This is a genomic window from Escherichia sp. E4385, from assembly GCF_963883145.1.
In the GTDB taxonomy this organism is placed as follows: Bacteria; Pseudomonadota; Gammaproteobacteria; order Enterobacterales; family Enterobacteriaceae; genus Escherichia.
On record NZ_CAWOOJ010000002.1, the window covers coordinates 276,624 to 292,738 of the forward strand.

The window sequence follows — 16,115 nt, forward strand, 5'->3', positions numbered from 1 at the left end:
GTCAACCTGTTGCGTTAATGTGAATTAAAAGTGAACTCTCATTAACAGATTGACCTCTCCTTGCGCTGGCGGCTTGTCGATTTTCTTTCCCCAGGATGACGAAATTAGCACAATGCCCGGTTGCGATTTGTCGTGCTACCCGACCAACGTCATCCGAAAATCACGCGGTGTTGAGCCTGTCATCGCCTTAAATTGACGGCTGAACGCACTGTGGTCGGTATAACCACACTGCAAAGCGATATCGGTAATCGGCGTATTTCCTGCAAGCAACTCAGTGGCCTTTTCCAGTCGAACTTTGTGGATCATCTGGCGAGGAGTCAGGTGAAAAATCCGCTTACAGTAGCGTTCAATTTGCGCCACAGACATTCCGCTCATTTCAGTCAACTCTTCCATAGAGATCGCGCGGTGGTAGTGATTGCGAATGTGCTCATCGATGATCGCCAGACGTTGCCAGGCAGGATGACGCGCATGTGCTTCCTGGAGATCATGTGATATCCCCGCCATTCCAATCACACGCCCCTGCATATCGCGCAGTGCCAGTTTCTGCGTCAGGCACCAGCCGCGTTCGCGCCCGTTATAGAGATGCATCTCCAGTTGATCACGTAACGCAACCCCTTCGCGTAGTACACGCAGATCCTGTTCGGTATATCCTCGTCCCAGTGCAGAAGGGAAAACATCTGCCGATGTCTTCCCCAGTAGCGATGTCACGTTTTTAAACCCGCAGCGTCGCGCCAACGTCATATTGACTAACAGATAACGGGCCTGCACATCCTTAATAAAAAACACCACATTAGGAATGGCGTTAAGAAGTGGCGCAATCAGTGCCAGTGCATTTAACAATGCCTGAATATTTTGTGGACGCTGCCGCGCCAGCCCCTCGCAAATTTGACTAAGTTCATCAACGGCCAGCGCAGTTTCTTCACAAGGGGAAAACTCAATAGTCTGATGACATATGCTGGACATAGCTGTTCCTCATAGCGATTGAGGATGAATGTTTATTAACCTTTAGTTAACATGACAAGTACTGAAAGCGCATTTTGCGATCCTTCCGTGTATTTCCACTTTCCGTTGCTCTCACTACTGACGAACGCTTGTTCTTGGTCTAACACATCACTAACAAGATGATTAATATTAAAAAAGTATGACCGCTCCTGGTGTCGCGAAATAATTCACTGTGCTGATTTCGTCATTTCCCTTGCAGAAACCCTTCAAGCGATAAAGTTGCAATTACGCCAGCATTTAGAAACATTTCGTTAACCACATGGAGCCAAAGCATGCATGTTCCTCACCAAATCACTGAACTCAGGGCTATCGACTCCCATACCGGAGGCGAGCCGACCCGGTTGATTATTGATGGCTTTCCCGATCTCGGTAGCGGCAGCATGGCCGAACGGCGCGAACGTTTTGCCCGGGAATTTGACAGTTGGCGCAAAGCCATAATTCTTGAGCCACGCGGTAACGACGTGCTGGTCGGCGCGCTACTGTGTGAGCCGGTTTCCCCTCATGCCACGGCGGGTGTCATCTTTTTCAATAATGCTGGATACCTGAATATGTGTGGGCACGGCACTATCGGGCTTGTTGCTTCACTGGCCTGGTTAGATCGTATTAAACCAGGCGTTCATCGCATTGAAACCCCTGTTGGAGATGTAAACGCCACATTGCATGACGATGGCAGTGTGTCAGTTGAAAACGTTCCGGCCTGGCGCTGGCAAAAACAGGTAAGTGTGGAAACGGCGGTGGGTACAGTTACAGGTGATATCGCCTGGGGTGGCAACTGGTTTTTTCTTATTAATGATCATCCATTTGATATTGTGCCGGAACAAATCCCGCAGTTAACTGAATACGCCTGGGCGGTACGGGAAGGACTCGGTAATGCGGGTATCGTCGGTGAAAATGGTGGCATTATCGATCATATCGAACTTTTTGCCGATGACGATCAGGCGGATAGCCGTAGCTTCGTCCTTTGCCCTGGCAAAGCGTGGGATCGTTCTCCCTGTGGCACAGGTACCAGCGCCAAGTTGGCCTGTCTGGCAGAGGACGGAAAACTCGCCCCCGGCGATATCTGGCGCCAGGCCAGTATTATTGGTAGCCAGTTTACGGCTCACTATACCCGCCATGGCGAGAAGATTATCCCCACCATTCGTGGAGAAGCCTGGGTATGCGGCGACAATCGCCTGCTCCTTAATCCGGACGATCCCTTCTGCTGGGGGATTAGCCTGTGAACAGCACGGAGGTCATTGTCATCGGCGCAGGCATCATCGGGGCCGCCTGCGCATGGCAACTGGCAAAACGAGGGGTGAGAGTCACGTTAATTGACGACGGCCGAGCCGGAGCTACAGCTGCAGGAATGGGGCATCTGGTCTGTATGGATGATGATCCCGCAGAACTGACGCTCTCTGCCTGGTCGCTGGAACTGTGGCGCACGTTGACGCCTCAGTTACCGGAAAGCTGTGCCTGGCGCGGCTGTGGCACATTGTGGCTGGCGGAAACACCAGAAGAACTGGAAATTGCCCGAGAGAAGCAGCGACGTCTGGCATCGCAGAAAGTAAACAGCGAAATGCAAAGCGCCGCACAATTGGCCGAGCGAGAAGTTATGCTACGCCCGGGGCTATCCGGCGGGTTATGGGTGCCGGGCGATGGCATCGTCTATGCCCCAAACGTTGCCCGTTGGTTTATTGCCAATGCGGGCGATAAGCTGACACATCTGGTTGATCCCGCCATTCGTCTGGAAGAACCAACAGTGACATTACAGAGCGGTCGTCAGGTACGCGCCGACGCGATCGTCATCGCCAGTGGTCTGGGAGCCAATACGTTACTGGGGGAGCCATGGCTGCGCGCGAAGAAAGGCCAACTGGCGATTACTGATCGCTATGGTCCACTGGTCAATCACCAACTGGTTGAACTTGGCTACGGCGCCAGTGCTCACGGCGGCGGCACGTCAGTGGCCTTTAATGTGCAGCCTCGTCCCACCGGCCAACTGCTGGTTGGCTCTTCGCGTCAGTTCGATAACCTGGATCGCGAACTGGACCTTCCACTCCTGGCCGCGATGCTGTCCAGAGCGCAACACTTTCTGCCGTCTCTGGCAACGCTCAATATTATTCGTTGCTGGAGCGGTTTTCGCGCCGCCTCGCAGGATGGCAATCCCCTTCTCGGTCCGCATCCTTCCCGTGCTGGCGTCTGGCTGGCTCTTGGTCATGAAGGGCTTGGCGTGACCACTGCCCCCGCCAGCGCGTCGCTGTTAGCCGCACAGTTGCTGGGTGAACGTAGCCTCGTATCTCCTGCCCCCTGGCTACCCGCCAGACTTATCTCCCTGGAGGCCAGCGCATGAGTGGCACCATTCGAGTTTTTATTGCCGGACAGCCCTGGTTTGTCCCGACGGGTATTAGCGTAGCGGCGGCACTGGCCTTAACTAATAACCCCATTACGCGCCTTTCGGTGAGCGGGCAACCACGTACGCCCTTCTGCGGCATGGGCGTTTGCCAGGAGTGTCGGGTGAACGTTAATGGTCGTCGGGTACCAGGTTGTCAGACCCTTTGCCAGCCAGACATGCAGATTGAAAGGAGCGGATATGCAGACCTTACAGTGTGACATTTTAATACTCGGTGCAGGCCCGGCGGGGCTATCAGCTGCTCTGGCCGCAGCAAAGTGCGATAAGCAGGTCATCATTCTTGATGATAATCCGCGTCCTGGCGGTCAAATCTGGCGCGATGGCCCACAAAGTCAGCTTCCTCCACTGGCCCGCCATTACCGCGATGCCGTTGCCAACGAATCGCGGATTCGTGTGCTCAACGGAGCGAGGTTAATCGCCCGCCGCAGCGAAAATTGTGTACTGTTCGAAACTGCAGAAGACTACGGCACAGTAAGCTGGAATAAGCTGATTCTCTGCTGCGGTGCTCGTGAACTTGCATTACCGTTTCCAGGCTGGACGCTGCCCGGTGTCAGTGGCGCGGGTGGGTTACAGGCACAAGTGAAACAGGGGCTGCACATGGCGAATCAAAAAGTGGTTATTGCCGGAAGCGGGCCACTATTACTGGCCGTTGCTGACACCGTTCGCCGTGCCGGAGGCGAAGTGGTGGCGATTGTGGAACAAGCCCCACGCGCAGCGCTATTGCGCTTTGGCCTCGGGCTATGGCGTTGGCCGGGTAAGCTGCGCCAACTGGCGACACTATTTCCTCGTCGTTATCTCGGTGCAAGCCAGGTTATCGCTGCTCACGGCGACGCCACATTGCGTGCTGTCACCCTCCGACACAATGGTAGGGAAATCACACTGCCATGCGACAAATTGGCTATTGGCTATGGTCTGGTGCCTAATCTTGAACCAGGGTTGTTCTTCAATTGTGTCATCAGCAATGATGCCGTGCAGGTGGATGAACTTCAGCGAACCTCGGTTAAAAACATCTATGCAGCCGGTGAATGTACTGGATTTGGTGGCAGTGAACTGGCGCTGATAGAAGGTGAGATAGCCGGACTTTGTGCGGCCGATCGCGCACATGAAACCAAGTTTCTGCAACAAAAACGTGCCGGGTGGCAGCGCTTCGCCCTTGCACTTCATAAAACCTTTGCCCTGCCCGAAAGTCTCAAGCGCGTTGCGACACCAGAAACGCTGCTTTGCCGCTGCGAAGACATTCGCTGTAGCGATGTAGAGCAAGCACAAAGCTGGCTGCAGGCCAAATTAACGACCCGCTGCGGCATGGGAGCCTGTCAGGGGAGAACCTGCGCCGCTACCGCTCGATGGTTGTACGGCTGGCCATTACCGCAACCGCGAGAACCCCTTTCCCCCTCTCGCAGCGAAACGTTAATTGCCCTGGCGCACCAGCCACCTTCACCACATTAAATCCCTGATAAGGATTTGACGTTAATGGCTTATCCGGTCTGGTAAATCCTACAAATTCAATACATTGCAGAATCTATCCAGGCCAGATAAGCATGGCGCATCTGGCAATTATTGAGGCGCAAACGAGAAATCTATCCAGGCAAAAAAATTCGTGATCTCAATCACATATTAGCCTAATGAATAATTCTTGCCCAACCGCTCACCGCCATTCCTGACCGCTTACGTCCCTAATATAACCACTCAGTTATTTACCTTACTTTACGCGCGCGTAACTCTGGCAACATCACTGCAGGATAGCGGTCAATTTACCTCCTCAAACGCAACGCAAACCTAGAACGGCTTCGGCCAATGATTAACAAATTACTCTATGGATTTTGGTTTGCAGGAAGGCAGCAAGTGAGTGAATCCCCGGGAGCTTACAACAGTAAGTGACAGGGGTGAACGAACGCAGCTGCCGCACCCATAAGCCAAAAGACGACGAGTAAAATGCCAGGTTTTACTATGGATACGAAAAAACTATTCAAGCACATACCCTGGGTGATTCTCGGAATCATCGGTGCATTCTGCCTCGCGGTAGTTGCATTACGTCGGGGGGAGCACGTCAGCGCCCTGTGGATCGTGGTCGCCTCTGTGTCGGTGTATCTGGTGGCGTATCGCTACTACAGTCTGTACATCGCCCAGAAGGTGATGAAACTCGACCCCACGCGCGCGACGCCTGCGGTTATTAACAACGACGGTCTGAACTACGTTCCGACCAACCGTTACGTGTTGTTTGGTCACCACTTCGCCGCTATCGCCGGTGCTGGTCCGCTGGTGGGTCCGGTTCTCGCCGCGCAGATGGGCTACCTGCCTGGCACGCTGTGGCTGCTGGCGGGGGTAGTGCTGGCCGGTGCGGTACAGGACTTTATGGTGCTGTTTATCTCCTCTCGTCGTAACGGCGCATCTCTTGGTGAGATGATCAAAGAAGAGATGGGGCCAGTACCGGGGACTATCGCGCTGTTTGGCTGTTTCTTAATCATGATCATCATCCTCGCCGTTCTGGCGCTGATTGTGGTTAAAGCCCTGGCCGAAAGTCCGTGGGGTGTCTTCACCGTTTGCTCAACCGTACCAATTGCGCTGTTTATGGGTATCTACATGCGCTTTATTCGTCCGGGGCGTGTGGGTGAAGTCTCTGTCATTGGTATCGTGCTGCTGGTTGCCTCTATCTACTTCGGTGGCGTGATTGCTCACGATCCGTACTGGGGTCCGGCACTGACCTTTAAAGACACCACCATTACCTTCGCGCTGATTGGCTATGCGTTTGTTTCCGCACTGCTGCCGGTGTGGCTGATCCTCGCACCGCGCGACTATCTGGCAACCTTTCTGAAAATCGGCGTTATCGTCGGCCTGGCGCTGGGTATCGTGGTGCTGAACCCGGAACTGAAAATGCCTGCGATGACCCAGTACATTGACGGTACTGGCCCGCTGTGGAAAGGCGCTCTGTTCCCGTTCCTGTTCATCACCATCGCCTGTGGTGCGGTATCTGGCTTCCACGCGCTGATCTCTTCCGGTACGACGCCGAAACTGCTGGCTAACGAAACCGACGCGCGTTTCATCGGCTACGGCGCAATGCTGATGGAGTCCTTCGTGGCGATTATGGCGCTGGTTGCTGCGTCCATCATCGAACCGGGTCTTTACTTCGCGATGAACACACCGCCTGCGGGCCTTGGCATCACCATGCCTAACCTGCATGAAATGGGTGGCGAGAACGCGCCGATCATCATGGCGCAACTGAAAGACGTTACCGCACACGCGGCGGCGACCGTCAGCTCCTGGGGCTTCGTGATTTCGCCAGAGCAGATCCTGCAAACCGCGAAAGACATTGGTGAGCCTTCTGTCCTGAACCGTGCAGGTGGTGCGCCGACGCTGGCGGTAGGTATCGCTCACGTGTTCCACAAAGTGCTGCCGATGGCTGACATGGGCTTCTGGTATCACTTCGGTATTCTGTTCGAAGCCCTGTTCATCCTGACCGCGCTGGATGCGGGTACCCGTTCTGGCCGCTTTATGCTGCAAGACCTGCTGGGTAACTTCATCCCGTTCCTTAAAAAAACCGACTCTCTGGTTGCCGGTATCATCGGTACTGCGGGCTGTGTGGGTCTGTGGGGCTACCTGCTGTATCAGGGCGTGGTCGATCCGCTGGGCGGCGTTAAGAGCCTGTGGCCGCTGTTCGGTATTTCCAACCAGATGCTGGCAGCCGTAGCGCTGGTACTGGGCACCGTTGTGCTGATTAAGATGAAGCGCACCCAATACATCTGGGTAACTGTTGTTCCGGCTGTATGGCTGCTTATCTGCACCACCTGGGCGCTGGGTCTGAAACTGTTCAGCACCAACCCGCAGATGGAAGGCTTCTTCTACATGGCAAGCCAGTACAAAGAGAAGATTGCTAACGGTACTGACCTGACGGCGCAGCAGATTGCCAACATGAACCACATCGTTGTGAACAACTACACCAACGCAGGCCTGAGTATTCTGTTCCTGATTGTGGTGTACAGCATCATCTTCTACGGTTTCAAAACCTGGCTTGCGGTGCGTAACAGCGACAAACGTACTGACAAAGAAACTCCGTACGTTCCAATCCCGGAAGGCGGCGTGAAGATCTCTTCGCACCACTAACCGGTTGCCGGATGCGCTGCGCGTATCCGGCCTACAAAGTGTCTATCGTAGGCCGGATAAGGCGTTTTACGCCGCATCCGGCAAATCCCCAGCCCGGACCTTCCGGGCTTTACGCATATCTGGAAGGCAAAATGTTTGGTAACTTAGGACAGGCAAAAAAATATCTCGGCCAGGCGGCGAAGATGTTGATTGGCATTCCAGACTACGACAACTACGTCGAGCATATGAAGACCAACCATCCCGACAAGCCGTACATGAGCTATGAAGAATTCTTCCGCGAACGCCAGAACGCGCGCTACGGCGGCGATGGTAAAGGCGGTATGCGTTGTTGTTAATGGAGAGAGCATGAACCCGATTGCAGTTACCCTACTCACCGGTTTTTTAGGCGCGGGCAAAACCACCCTACTGCGCCATATTCTTAACGAACAACACGGCTACAAGATTGCCGTGATTGAAAACGAATTCGGCGAAGTCTCCGTTGATGATCAACTGATTGGCGACCGCGCCACGCAGATCAAAACGCTGACCAACGGCTGCATCTGTTGTTCGCGCTCCAACGAGCTGGAGGACGCACTACTCGACCTGCTGGATAATCTCGACAAGGGCAATATTCAGTTCGATCGTCTGGTCATTGAATGCACCGGCATGGCCGATCCCGGCCCGATTATTCAGACCTTTTTCTCCCATGAGATTTTATGCCAGCGCTACCTGCTGGACGGCGTGATTGCGCTGGTGGATGCGGTACATGCCGATGAGCAGATGAACCAGTTCACCATCGCCCAGTCCCAGGTTGGCTACGCCGACCGTATTCTGCTGACTAAAACCGACGTCGCGGGCGAAGTAGAAAAACTGCGTGAACGTCTGGCACGAATCAACGCCCGCGCACCGGTCTACACTGTCACCCACGGCGACATCGACCTGGGGCTGCTGTTCAACACCAACGGTTTTATGCTGGAAGAGAACGTCGTCAGCACCAAACCACGTTTCCACTTTATCGCGGATAAACAAAACGATATTACGTCGATTGTGGTGGAACTGGATTACCCGGTAGATATCAGCGAAGTTTCCCGGGTGATGGAAAACCTGCTGCTGGAATCGGCGGATAAACTGCTGCGTTACAAAGGGATGCTGTGGATTGACGGCGAACCTAACCGCCTGCTGTTCCAGGGCGTCCAGCGCCTCTACAGCGCCGACTGGGACCGCCCGTGGGGCGATGAAAAACCGCATAGCACGATGGTGTTTATCGGCATTCAGCTGCCGGAGGAAGAGATTCGGGCGGCGTTTGCGGGGTTGAGGAAGTCAGCGTGAAAGGTTGAGTGTAAAACAGCTCAATGCCCTATTTAGCGGTGGGGGGAAACAGAACGACGTGCTCCCCTCCGCTAAGTTTTATTGCGCGTGAATACCTGGATCTGGCAAAAAATTGCCGCGTTTGGCGTCAGACCATGCTTCGCTACCAGAAGCAGGAATGTCGCTGTAATCAATATCTTCGTCGGATTTATTAACCAAAGCCATGAGTTCAGCTTCTTGCTGCACATCAAGTGTGTAGAGTCTGCCCCGTTTATGTTTAACCATGCTCATTTATGACCAGAACCTTTACGATTTAATTATAAAGATGACTTATTTCAGCCATCCAGGCACGTTATATTCTGAGACATTCTCAATGGAATATGCATCTCTCCTGTCAGAACCTTTCTTACACTTCAACTCATTGAACCCCCATTTACCCTCTCTATTGGAATAAAATACAGTATATTTATCGGTATTAAACCCGAAATATCTTTCATCCGGACGTGAAATATTCAACTCTCCACATTTAACCTGACTGCGCCATTCAAAATCTATGGTGCTTTTTAAAACGTAGTACGAAATATTCTCTACATTTTTTGAAGCAAAAACTACTAAAATAGTAGATACTATAAATGCTCCGGCAAGTATAAATAACCTATACACACTTAATTTAGTCCCCAGAGTTAAAAAAGCAAAATAGATAATAAGTTGCATCAACATGAAGAAGAGCAACATAAAAACCATCCCTTTCCAGAAATACTCAACCCATGGAGTTAGCGTAATGTTTAGATTACTCAAACTTAAAAATAAACTGGAAGCATAACTACTTGTGAATAAATATATAATTGGCATGACTGCTATAGTCACAGACCTAATAATCATTAATTTTTTATTTTCTTTAAACTCTAACTCTAATATAATAAAAATACCCCCCAGAAAAACAAATAATGAAAAAGCACTAAAAATATATACAGAGGCACTGACTGGAAAAATATTAATTGAAAGCACAAAAAACAAAAATATAAACCATGCAATAAGTGAACACCAGGCAGCACAACTATTCAACCTGTTTTTATTACTGAACTTAACAAAATACCCCATATATTCTGTAATGCGATTTTCTTCCACTAATGCATAAAGAAGAATACCAACAAAGTACAGAGATAAAATAATATCTTTCCACAGATATTTATAAGGGAGAAGTATAAAACCAAGGAGTAGATAAATTAGCAGAATGACATCTAATGCCTTAGTACAAAAATATTGTTTCACTCCTTGCAAGAACCGAACATTCTCCATATGAATCCTTATCCAGCTATTGATGAAACTCAAGAATACCTTTAAAACAGTGACTTAACGCTGATAATACTCTTTGAACAGATGAATTCATCTATTTTTCTGTGTAGAATTTGCGCATCGCATTTAGATGAGAACACCCCCATGGCGGAACTGAACCTAAGTAACCTGACGGAAGCAGACATCATTACCAAATGCGTTATGCCAGCCATTCTCAATGCAGGCTGGGACAACACAACGCAAATCAGACAGGAGGTCAAACTCCGGGACGGTAAAGTCATCGTACGTGGTAAAGTTGCGGCACGCAGAACGGTAAAATCTGCTGACATCGTGCTGTACCACAAACCAGGCATTCCCTTAGCCGTGATTGAAGCAAAAGCCAACAAGCATGAAATTGGCAAAGGGATGCAACAGGGCATTGAATATGCGCGCCTGCTGGACGTTCCTTTTGTTTTTGCCACCAACGGTGATGGCTTTATCTTCCGCGATGCCACCGCAGCCGAAGGTGAATGCCTTGAAAAGCAAATAACGCTGGATGACTTCCCCTCCCCCGCTGAACTCTGGCAAAAATTCTGCCTCTGGAAAGGATACACACAAGCTCAGCTTCCGGTGATTACTCAGGACTATTACGACGATGGCAGCGGTAAATCGCCACGTTATTACCAGCTTCAGGCAATCAACAAAACCATTGAAGCCGTCTCCAACGGGCAAAACCGCGTTCTGCTGGTCATGGCGACCGGAACAGGGAAAACCTATACCGCATTCCAGATCATCTGGCGCCTGTGGAAATCAAAAAATAAAAAACGCATTCTGTTCCTTGCCGATCGCAACATTCTGGTCGACCAAACCAAAAATAATGATTTCCAGCCATTTGGTACGGCAATGACTAAAGTCAGCGGACGCACCATTGATCCCGCTTATGAAATTCACCTCGCGCTCTATCAGGCTATAACTGGCCCGGAGGAAGACCAAAAAGCGTTTAAACAAGTCGCACCAGATTTCTTCGATCTGATCGTGATCGACGAATGCCATCGCGGCAGCGCATCCGAAGACAGCGCCTGGCGAGAGATCCTTGATTATTTCAGTTCAGCTACCCAAATTGGCTTAACCGCCACGCCAAAAGAGACGCATGAAGTCTCCAGCACGGATTACTTCGGCGATCCGGTTTACGTCTACTCGCTAAAAGAAGGGATCGAAGACGGCTTCCTCGCCCCTTATAAAGTTGTCCGTGTTGATATTGATGTTGATCTGCAAGGCTGGCGCCCAACCAAAGGGCAAACTGACTTAAACGGCGAGGTGATCGACGATCGTATCTATAACCAGAAAGATTTCGATCGCACGATGGTAATCGACGAACGCACAGAACTGGTTGCCAGAACCATTACCGACTACCTCAAGCGCACCAATCCGATGGATAAAACCATCGTCTTCTGTAACGACATCGATCATGCAGAACGTATGCGCCGCGCCCTGGTTAATCTCAACCCGGAGCAGGTGAAAAAGAATGACAAATACGTCATGAAAATCACCGGCGATGATGAGATTGGCAAAGCTCAGTTGGATAACTTCATCAACCCGAAAAAACCGTACCCGGTTATCGCGACCACTTCAGAGCTGATGACCACTGGTGTGGATGCTAAAACCTGCAAACTGGTAGTACTGGACCAGAACATCCAGTCGATGACCAAATTCAAGCAGATTATCGGTCGTGGTACACGCATCGACGAACGTTACGGCAAACTCTGGTTTACCATCCTCGACTTTAAAAAAGCCACCGAACTGTTTGCCGATGAGCGTTTCGATGGCATTCCCGAAAAAGTCATGGATACCACACCAGAGGATATCGCCGATCCAGAATCTGATTTTGAAGAGAAACTCGAAGAAATCAGCGAACATGACGAAGAACAGGTAACAGGCGTTGATGAACCGCCTGCGCCACCATACCAGGTTACCGATACCGATGATGTCGGCCCACTTCCGGAAGAAGACGAGAAGAAAATCCGCAAGTTTCACGTCAACGGTGTAGCGGTGGGCGTTATTGCGCAGCGTGTTCAGTATTACGATGCCGACGGTAAACTGGTTACCGAATCCTTTAAAGATTACACCCGCAAAACACTGCTCAAAGAATATGCCTCGCTGGATGACTTTACCCGCAAGTGGCAGGACGCCGATCGCAAAGAAGCGATCATTCACGAGCTGGAGCAACAGGGGATTATCTGGGAAGTACTGGCAGAAGAAGTCGGTAAAGATCTTGACCCGTTCGACATGCTTTGCCACGTAGTGTATGGTCAGCCGCCGTTAACCCGCAAAGAGCGCGCCGAGAACGTGCGCAAGCGGAACTACTTCACAAAATACTCTGAAGCAGCGCAAGCCGTGCTCGATAATCTGCTGGATAAATACGCCGATGCGGGCGTACAGGAGATCGAAAGTATTCAGGTGCTGAAACTTAAGCCATTCGACAGCATGGGCACCTTACCGGAGATTATTAAAACCGGATTTGGCGACCGTAACGGGTATAATCAGGCGCTCAGCGAGCTGGAAAACGAAATCTACCAATTACCGCCCCGCTCTGCTTAACAACTCTCTTTTGTGCCTTCTGCAACCAACATGTTGCAGAGGGCCTTGTTTTTCATGGAATACAACATGTCTATCAGTTCAGTAATCAAATCATTACAAGATATTATGCGCAAAGATGCCGGTGTGGACGGCGATGCGCAGCGTCTCGGTCAGCTCTCCTGGCTGCTGTTTTTGAAAATCTTCGATGCCCAGGAAGAGGCGCTGGAACTGGAGCAGGATAACTATCAATATCCGATCCCACAGCGTTATTTGTGGCGCAGTTGGGCCGCAAACGCTCAGGGCATTACCGGTGATTCCCTGCTGGAATTCGTTAATGATGATCTGTTCCCTGCGTTGAAAAACCTCACTGCGCCTATCGATAAAAACCCACGCGGCTACGTGGTGAAGCAGGCGTTCAGCGATGCCTATAACTATATGAAAAACGGTACACTACTGCGTCAGGTGATCAACAAGCTGAACGAAATTGACTTTACCAGCGCCAGCGAACGCCATCTGTTTGGTGATATTTACGAACAGATCCTTAAAGATCTGCAATCTGCGGGCAATGCGGGCGAATTCTATACTCCACGCGCCGTCACTCGCTTTATGGTGGATCGCGTTGATCCGAAACTCGGCGAATCCATTATGGACCCGGCCTGCGGTACGGGCGGTTTTCTTGCCTGCGCGTTCGATCATGTAAAGAACAAATACGTGAAGAGCGTCGCCGATCATCAGACGCTGCAACAACAGATCCACGGTGTTGAGAAAAAACAGCTTCCGCACCTGCTGGCGACCACCAATATGCTGCTGCACGGCATTGAAGTACCGGTACAAATTCGTCACGACAACACCCTGAACAAGCCGCTTTCCTCCTGGGATGAGCAACTGGATGTCATTGTTACCAACCCGCCGTTTGGTGGCACGGAAGAAGACGGTATTGAGAAGAACTTTCCGGCAGAGATGCAAACCCGCGAAACGGCGGACCTGTTCCTGCAACTGATTGTGGAAGTACTGGCGAAAAACGGTCGCGCGGCGGTGGTATTGCCGGATGGCACGCTATTTGGTGAAGGCGTTAAAACCAAAATCAAAAAGCTGCTTACCGAAGAGTGCAACCTGCATACCATCGTGCGTTTACCGAATGGTGTGTTTAACCCTTATACCGGCATTAAAACCAACCTGTTGTTCTTTACCAAAGGTCAGCCAACCAAAGAGATTTGGTTCTATGAGCATCCGTATCCGGCGGGCGTGAAAAATTACAGTAAAACCAAGCCGATGAAGTTTGAAGAGTTTCAGGCGGAAATCGACTGGTGGGGGAACGAGGCCGATGGTTTTGCCAGCCGCGTCGAGAATGAGCAGGCGTGGAAAGTCAGCATTGATGACGTGATTGCGCGTAACTTCAATCTGGATATTAAAAACCCACATCAGGCGGAAACCGTCAGCCATGACCCGGACGAACTGTTAGCGCAGTATGCAAAACAGCAGGCGGGGATCCAGACGCTGCGTAATCAACTGCGCGATATTCTTGGCGCTGCGCTGTCTGGCAAGGAGATTAACTGATGAGTGTGGAAAAGCTGATCGTTGATCATATGGAAACCTGGACCTCGGCGTTGCAAACCCGTTCCACCGCCGGGCGCGGCAGTTCCGGTAAAATTGATTTGTATGGCATTAAGAAATTGCGTGAGCTGATTCTGGAACTGGCGGTGCGCGGTAAACTGGTGCCGCAGGATCCGAATGACGAACCAGCGTCGGAGCTGTTGAAGCGTATTGCGGCAGAGAAAGCAGAACTGGTGAAGCAAGGCAAAATTAAAAAGCAAAAACCACTGCCGAAAATTAGTGAGGAAGAGAAGCCGTTTGAATTGCCGGAGGGATGGGAGTGGGTGCGGGTTGCAGATCTCATGGAGGTTATTAACGGTCGAGCATATAAAAAACATGAAATGCTTCAAACAGGCACTCCTTTGCTGCGTGTTGGTAATCTATTCACATCAAATGAGTGGTATTACTCTGACCTCCAATTAGACGAAAACAAATATATAAATAATGGTGATTTAATATACGCTTGGTCCGCATCTTTTGGGCCATTCATTTGGACAGGAGAAAAAGTAATTTATCACTACCATATATGGAAATTAAATTTATTTGCAGAAGAGTACTCAAACAAATATTTTATATATGATTTTCTTTTATCCATTACAGATAAAATAAAATCGCAAGGTAACGGTATTGCAATGCTCCATATGACTAAAGAAAAAATGGAACAACAGATAATCGCTTTACCGCCTATAAATGAACAACAACAAATTGTCAGAAAAATCAGAGAACTTACAGTTCTCTGTGACCAACTGGAACAGCAATCCCTGACCAGTCTGGATGCACATCAGCAACTGGTTGAAACCCTGTTGGGAACGCTTACAGACAGCCAAAACGCCGAGGAACTGGCTGAAAACTGGGCGCGTATTAGCGAGCATTTCGACACACTTTTTACTACCGAAGCTAGCGTGGATGCGTTAAAACAGACCATTCTGCAACTGGCTGTAATGGGTAAACTTGTGCCGCAGGATCCGAATGACGAACCAGCCTCTGAACTGCTCAAACGAATTGCGCAGGAAAAAGCTCAACTGGTGAAAGAAGGGAAAATTAAAAAACAGAAATTGATATCAGCAATTTGTAATAAAAATACTTACCCAGCTTTACCTTCAACTTGGGAATGGGCGCGATTAATTGATTTAGTGTATTTAATAACTGATGGAGCCCATCACACACCTACCTATACTCAAGCAGGTATTCCTTTCATTTCAGTAAAAGATATTAGCTCCGGGAATATCAATTTTAATGAGACAAAATTCATATCACATGAACAACATAAAGAATTAATTAAAAGATGCCATCCTCAGCGTGGGGATTTATTACTTACTAAAATTGGCACCACGGGAATTCCAGTAATCATCGACACAGATAAGGAGTTCAGTATATTCGTAAGTGTTGCCCTTATCAAATTCCCGAATCATCTGATAAACCCTAATTATTTGAAATTATTAATCTCATCTCCTTTTGTAAAAAAACAATCAGAAGAGGGAACACAAGGGGTTGGTAACAAAAACCTTGTTCTTAAAACAATATCTATGTTTACACTTATGATTCCTCCTTTTGAGGAGCAAGCTCGTATAGTTGATCAGGTAGAAAGAATGCATGTATATTGTGATAAATTAATTAATTACATTAAATCCGCCCAACAAACCCAACTGCACCTTGCAGATGCACTCACTGACGCGGCGATAAACTAATTTTCTCGCCCTCATAAAACCAATAAAGCGGCTAAATAGCCGCTTTATTCACATCACCAAAAATTATATTTTACGCTAATTTTCATCTTATTTTCATTAATTTTTAGCTGGACTTTCCCCATATTTACTGATGATATATCCAGGTATTTAGCGCGGTGCGGATGTGCGCCAACACACCCGCACCGCTCATCACAATCACTATTTATAGG

Annotated in this window: 13 protein-coding genes; 10 read left to right on the forward strand and 3 right to left on the reverse strand. The window is 49.8% G+C overall.

The genetic code is table 11. The features are described from left to right. Positions 1 to 135 precede the first annotated feature (135 nt). Complete coding sequence (locus AACS80_RS03790) at positions 136 to 963, reverse strand: AraC family transcriptional regulator (RefSeq protein WP_135408828.1); 828 nt, start codon at positions 961 to 963, stop codon at positions 136 to 138. A gap of 311 nt (positions 964 to 1,274) precedes the next feature. Between AACS80_RS03790 and AACS80_RS03795 the strand changes: the two genes are divergently transcribed. From AACS80_RS03795 to yjiA, 7 genes are all read left to right on the forward strand, one after another. Beyond that, positions 1,275 to 2,222, forward strand: a complete 948-nt coding sequence (locus tag AACS80_RS03795) for a 4-hydroxyproline epimerase (protein ID WP_135410908.1) — start codon at positions 1,275 to 1,277, stop codon at positions 2,220 to 2,222. Beyond that, positions 2,219 to 3,328 (forward strand): NAD(P)/FAD-dependent oxidoreductase, encoded by a 1,110-nt coding sequence (locus AACS80_RS03800; protein ID WP_135410907.1) that lies wholly within the window; start codon positions 2,219 to 2,221, stop codon positions 3,326 to 3,328. Before AACS80_RS03795 ends, AACS80_RS03800 begins: the two co-directional genes overlap by 4 nt. Continuing rightward, on the forward strand, positions 3,325 to 3,588 hold the full coding sequence (locus AACS80_RS03805; RefSeq protein ID WP_135410906.1) for a 2Fe-2S iron-sulfur cluster-binding protein: 264 nt from the start codon (positions 3,325 to 3,327) through the stop codon (positions 3,586 to 3,588). The genes AACS80_RS03800 and AACS80_RS03805 overlap by 4 nt, the downstream gene beginning before the upstream one ends. After that, the gene (locus tag AACS80_RS03810) at positions 3,569 to 4,834 is read left to right on the forward strand and encodes an NAD(P)/FAD-dependent oxidoreductase (RefSeq protein ID WP_135410905.1); all 1,266 of its coding nucleotides are present in this window, start codon (positions 3,569 to 3,571) and stop codon (positions 4,832 to 4,834) included. Before AACS80_RS03805 ends, AACS80_RS03810 begins: the two co-directional genes overlap by 20 nt. Positions 4,835 to 5,335: 501 nt before the next feature. Next, positions 5,336 to 7,486, forward strand: a complete 2,151-nt coding sequence (gene btsT / locus AACS80_RS03815) for a pyruvate/proton symporter BtsT (protein ID WP_001298933.1) — start codon at positions 5,336 to 5,338, stop codon at positions 7,484 to 7,486. Between the two features lie 131 nt (positions 7,487 to 7,617). Continuing rightward, on the forward strand, positions 7,618 to 7,821 hold the full coding sequence (locus AACS80_RS03820) for a YbdD/YjiX family protein (protein WP_000467859.1): 204 nt from the start codon (positions 7,618 to 7,620) through the stop codon (positions 7,819 to 7,821). Positions 7,822 to 7,831: 10 nt separating this feature from the next. Continuing rightward, positions 7,832 to 8,794 carry a GTPase gene (yjiA, locus tag AACS80_RS03825; RefSeq protein ID WP_138183656.1) on the forward strand — a complete coding sequence of 321 codons (963 nt, stop codon included), beginning with the start codon at positions 7,832 to 7,834 and terminating at the stop codon, positions 8,792 to 8,794. Positions 8,795 to 8,872: 78 nt separating this feature from the next. Here yjiA and AACS80_RS03830 read toward each other — a convergent pair whose 3' ends face one another. Together AACS80_RS03830 and AACS80_RS03835 are read right to left on the reverse strand one after the other, a co-directional pair. Next, positions 8,873 to 9,064 carry an antitoxin gene (locus AACS80_RS03830; RefSeq protein WP_135490732.1) on the reverse strand — a complete coding sequence of 64 codons (192 nt, stop codon included), beginning with the start codon at positions 9,062 to 9,064 and terminating at the stop codon, positions 8,873 to 8,875. Between the two features lie 39 nt (positions 9,065 to 9,103). Continuing rightward, positions 9,104 to 10,072: a hypothetical protein gene (locus tag AACS80_RS03835; RefSeq protein ID WP_138183657.1), complete on the reverse strand. Its 969-nt coding sequence runs from the start codon at positions 10,070 to 10,072 to the stop codon at positions 9,104 to 9,106. A gap of 141 nt (positions 10,073 to 10,213) precedes the next feature. Between AACS80_RS03835 and hsdR the strand changes: the two genes are divergently transcribed. The 3 genes from hsdR (at position 10,214) to AACS80_RS03850 (ending at position 15,906) form a co-directional block, all read left to right on the forward strand. Then, positions 10,214 to 12,646: an EcoAI/FtnUII family type I restriction enzme subunit R gene (gene hsdR / locus AACS80_RS03840; protein WP_000819019.1), complete on the forward strand. Its 2,433-nt coding sequence runs from the start codon at positions 10,214 to 10,216 to the stop codon at positions 12,644 to 12,646. A 66-nt stretch (positions 12,647 to 12,712) separates the two neighbouring features. Further along, the gene (locus tag AACS80_RS03845; protein WP_135410904.1) at positions 12,713 to 14,182 is read left to right on the forward strand and encodes a type I restriction-modification system subunit M; all 1,470 of its coding nucleotides are present in this window, start codon (positions 12,713 to 12,715) and stop codon (positions 14,180 to 14,182) included. After that, positions 14,182 to 15,906 carry a restriction endonuclease subunit S gene (locus tag AACS80_RS03850; RefSeq protein ID WP_138183658.1) on the forward strand — a complete coding sequence of 575 codons (1,725 nt, stop codon included), beginning with the start codon at positions 14,182 to 14,184 and terminating at the stop codon, positions 15,904 to 15,906. Before AACS80_RS03845 ends, AACS80_RS03850 begins: the two co-directional genes overlap by 1 nt. The last annotated feature ends 209 nt before the right edge of the window (positions 15,907 to 16,115 follow it).

Coding starts and splice junctions, on each gene's coding strand:
- hsdR (WP_000819019.1), top strand. CDS start 10,214: ATGGCGGAACTGAACCTAAGTAACCTGACGGAAGCAGACATCATTACC.
- AACS80_RS03805 (WP_135410906.1), top strand. CDS start 3,325: ATGAGTGGCACCATTCGAGTTTTTATTGCCGGACAGCCCTGGTTTGTC.
- btsT (WP_001298933.1), top strand. CDS start 5,336: ATGGATACGAAAAAACTATTCAAGCACATACCCTGGGTGATTCTCGGA.
- AACS80_RS03850 (WP_138183658.1), top strand. CDS start 14,182: ATGAGTGTGGAAAAGCTGATCGTTGATCATATGGAAACCTGGACCTCG.
- AACS80_RS03810 (WP_135410905.1), top strand. CDS start 3,569: ATGCAGACCTTACAGTGTGACATTTTAATACTCGGTGCAGGCCCGGCG.
- AACS80_RS03830 (WP_135490732.1), bottom strand. CDS start 9,064: ATGAGCATGGTTAAACATAAACGGGGCAGACTCTACACACTTGATGTG.
- yjiA (WP_138183656.1), top strand. CDS start 7,832: ATGAACCCGATTGCAGTTACCCTACTCACCGGTTTTTTAGGCGCGGGC.
- AACS80_RS03795 (WP_135410908.1), top strand. CDS start 1,275: ATGCATGTTCCTCACCAAATCACTGAACTCAGGGCTATCGACTCCCAT.
- AACS80_RS03790 (WP_135408828.1), bottom strand. CDS start 963: ATGTCCAGCATATGTCATCAGACTATTGAGTTTTCCCCTTGTGAAGAA.
- AACS80_RS03845 (WP_135410904.1), top strand. CDS start 12,713: ATGTCTATCAGTTCAGTAATCAAATCATTACAAGATATTATGCGCAAA.
- AACS80_RS03835 (WP_138183657.1), bottom strand. CDS start 10,072: ATGGAGAATGTTCGGTTCTTGCAAGGAGTGAAACAATATTTTTGTACT.
- AACS80_RS03820 (WP_000467859.1), top strand. CDS start 7,618: ATGTTTGGTAACTTAGGACAGGCAAAAAAATATCTCGGCCAGGCGGCG.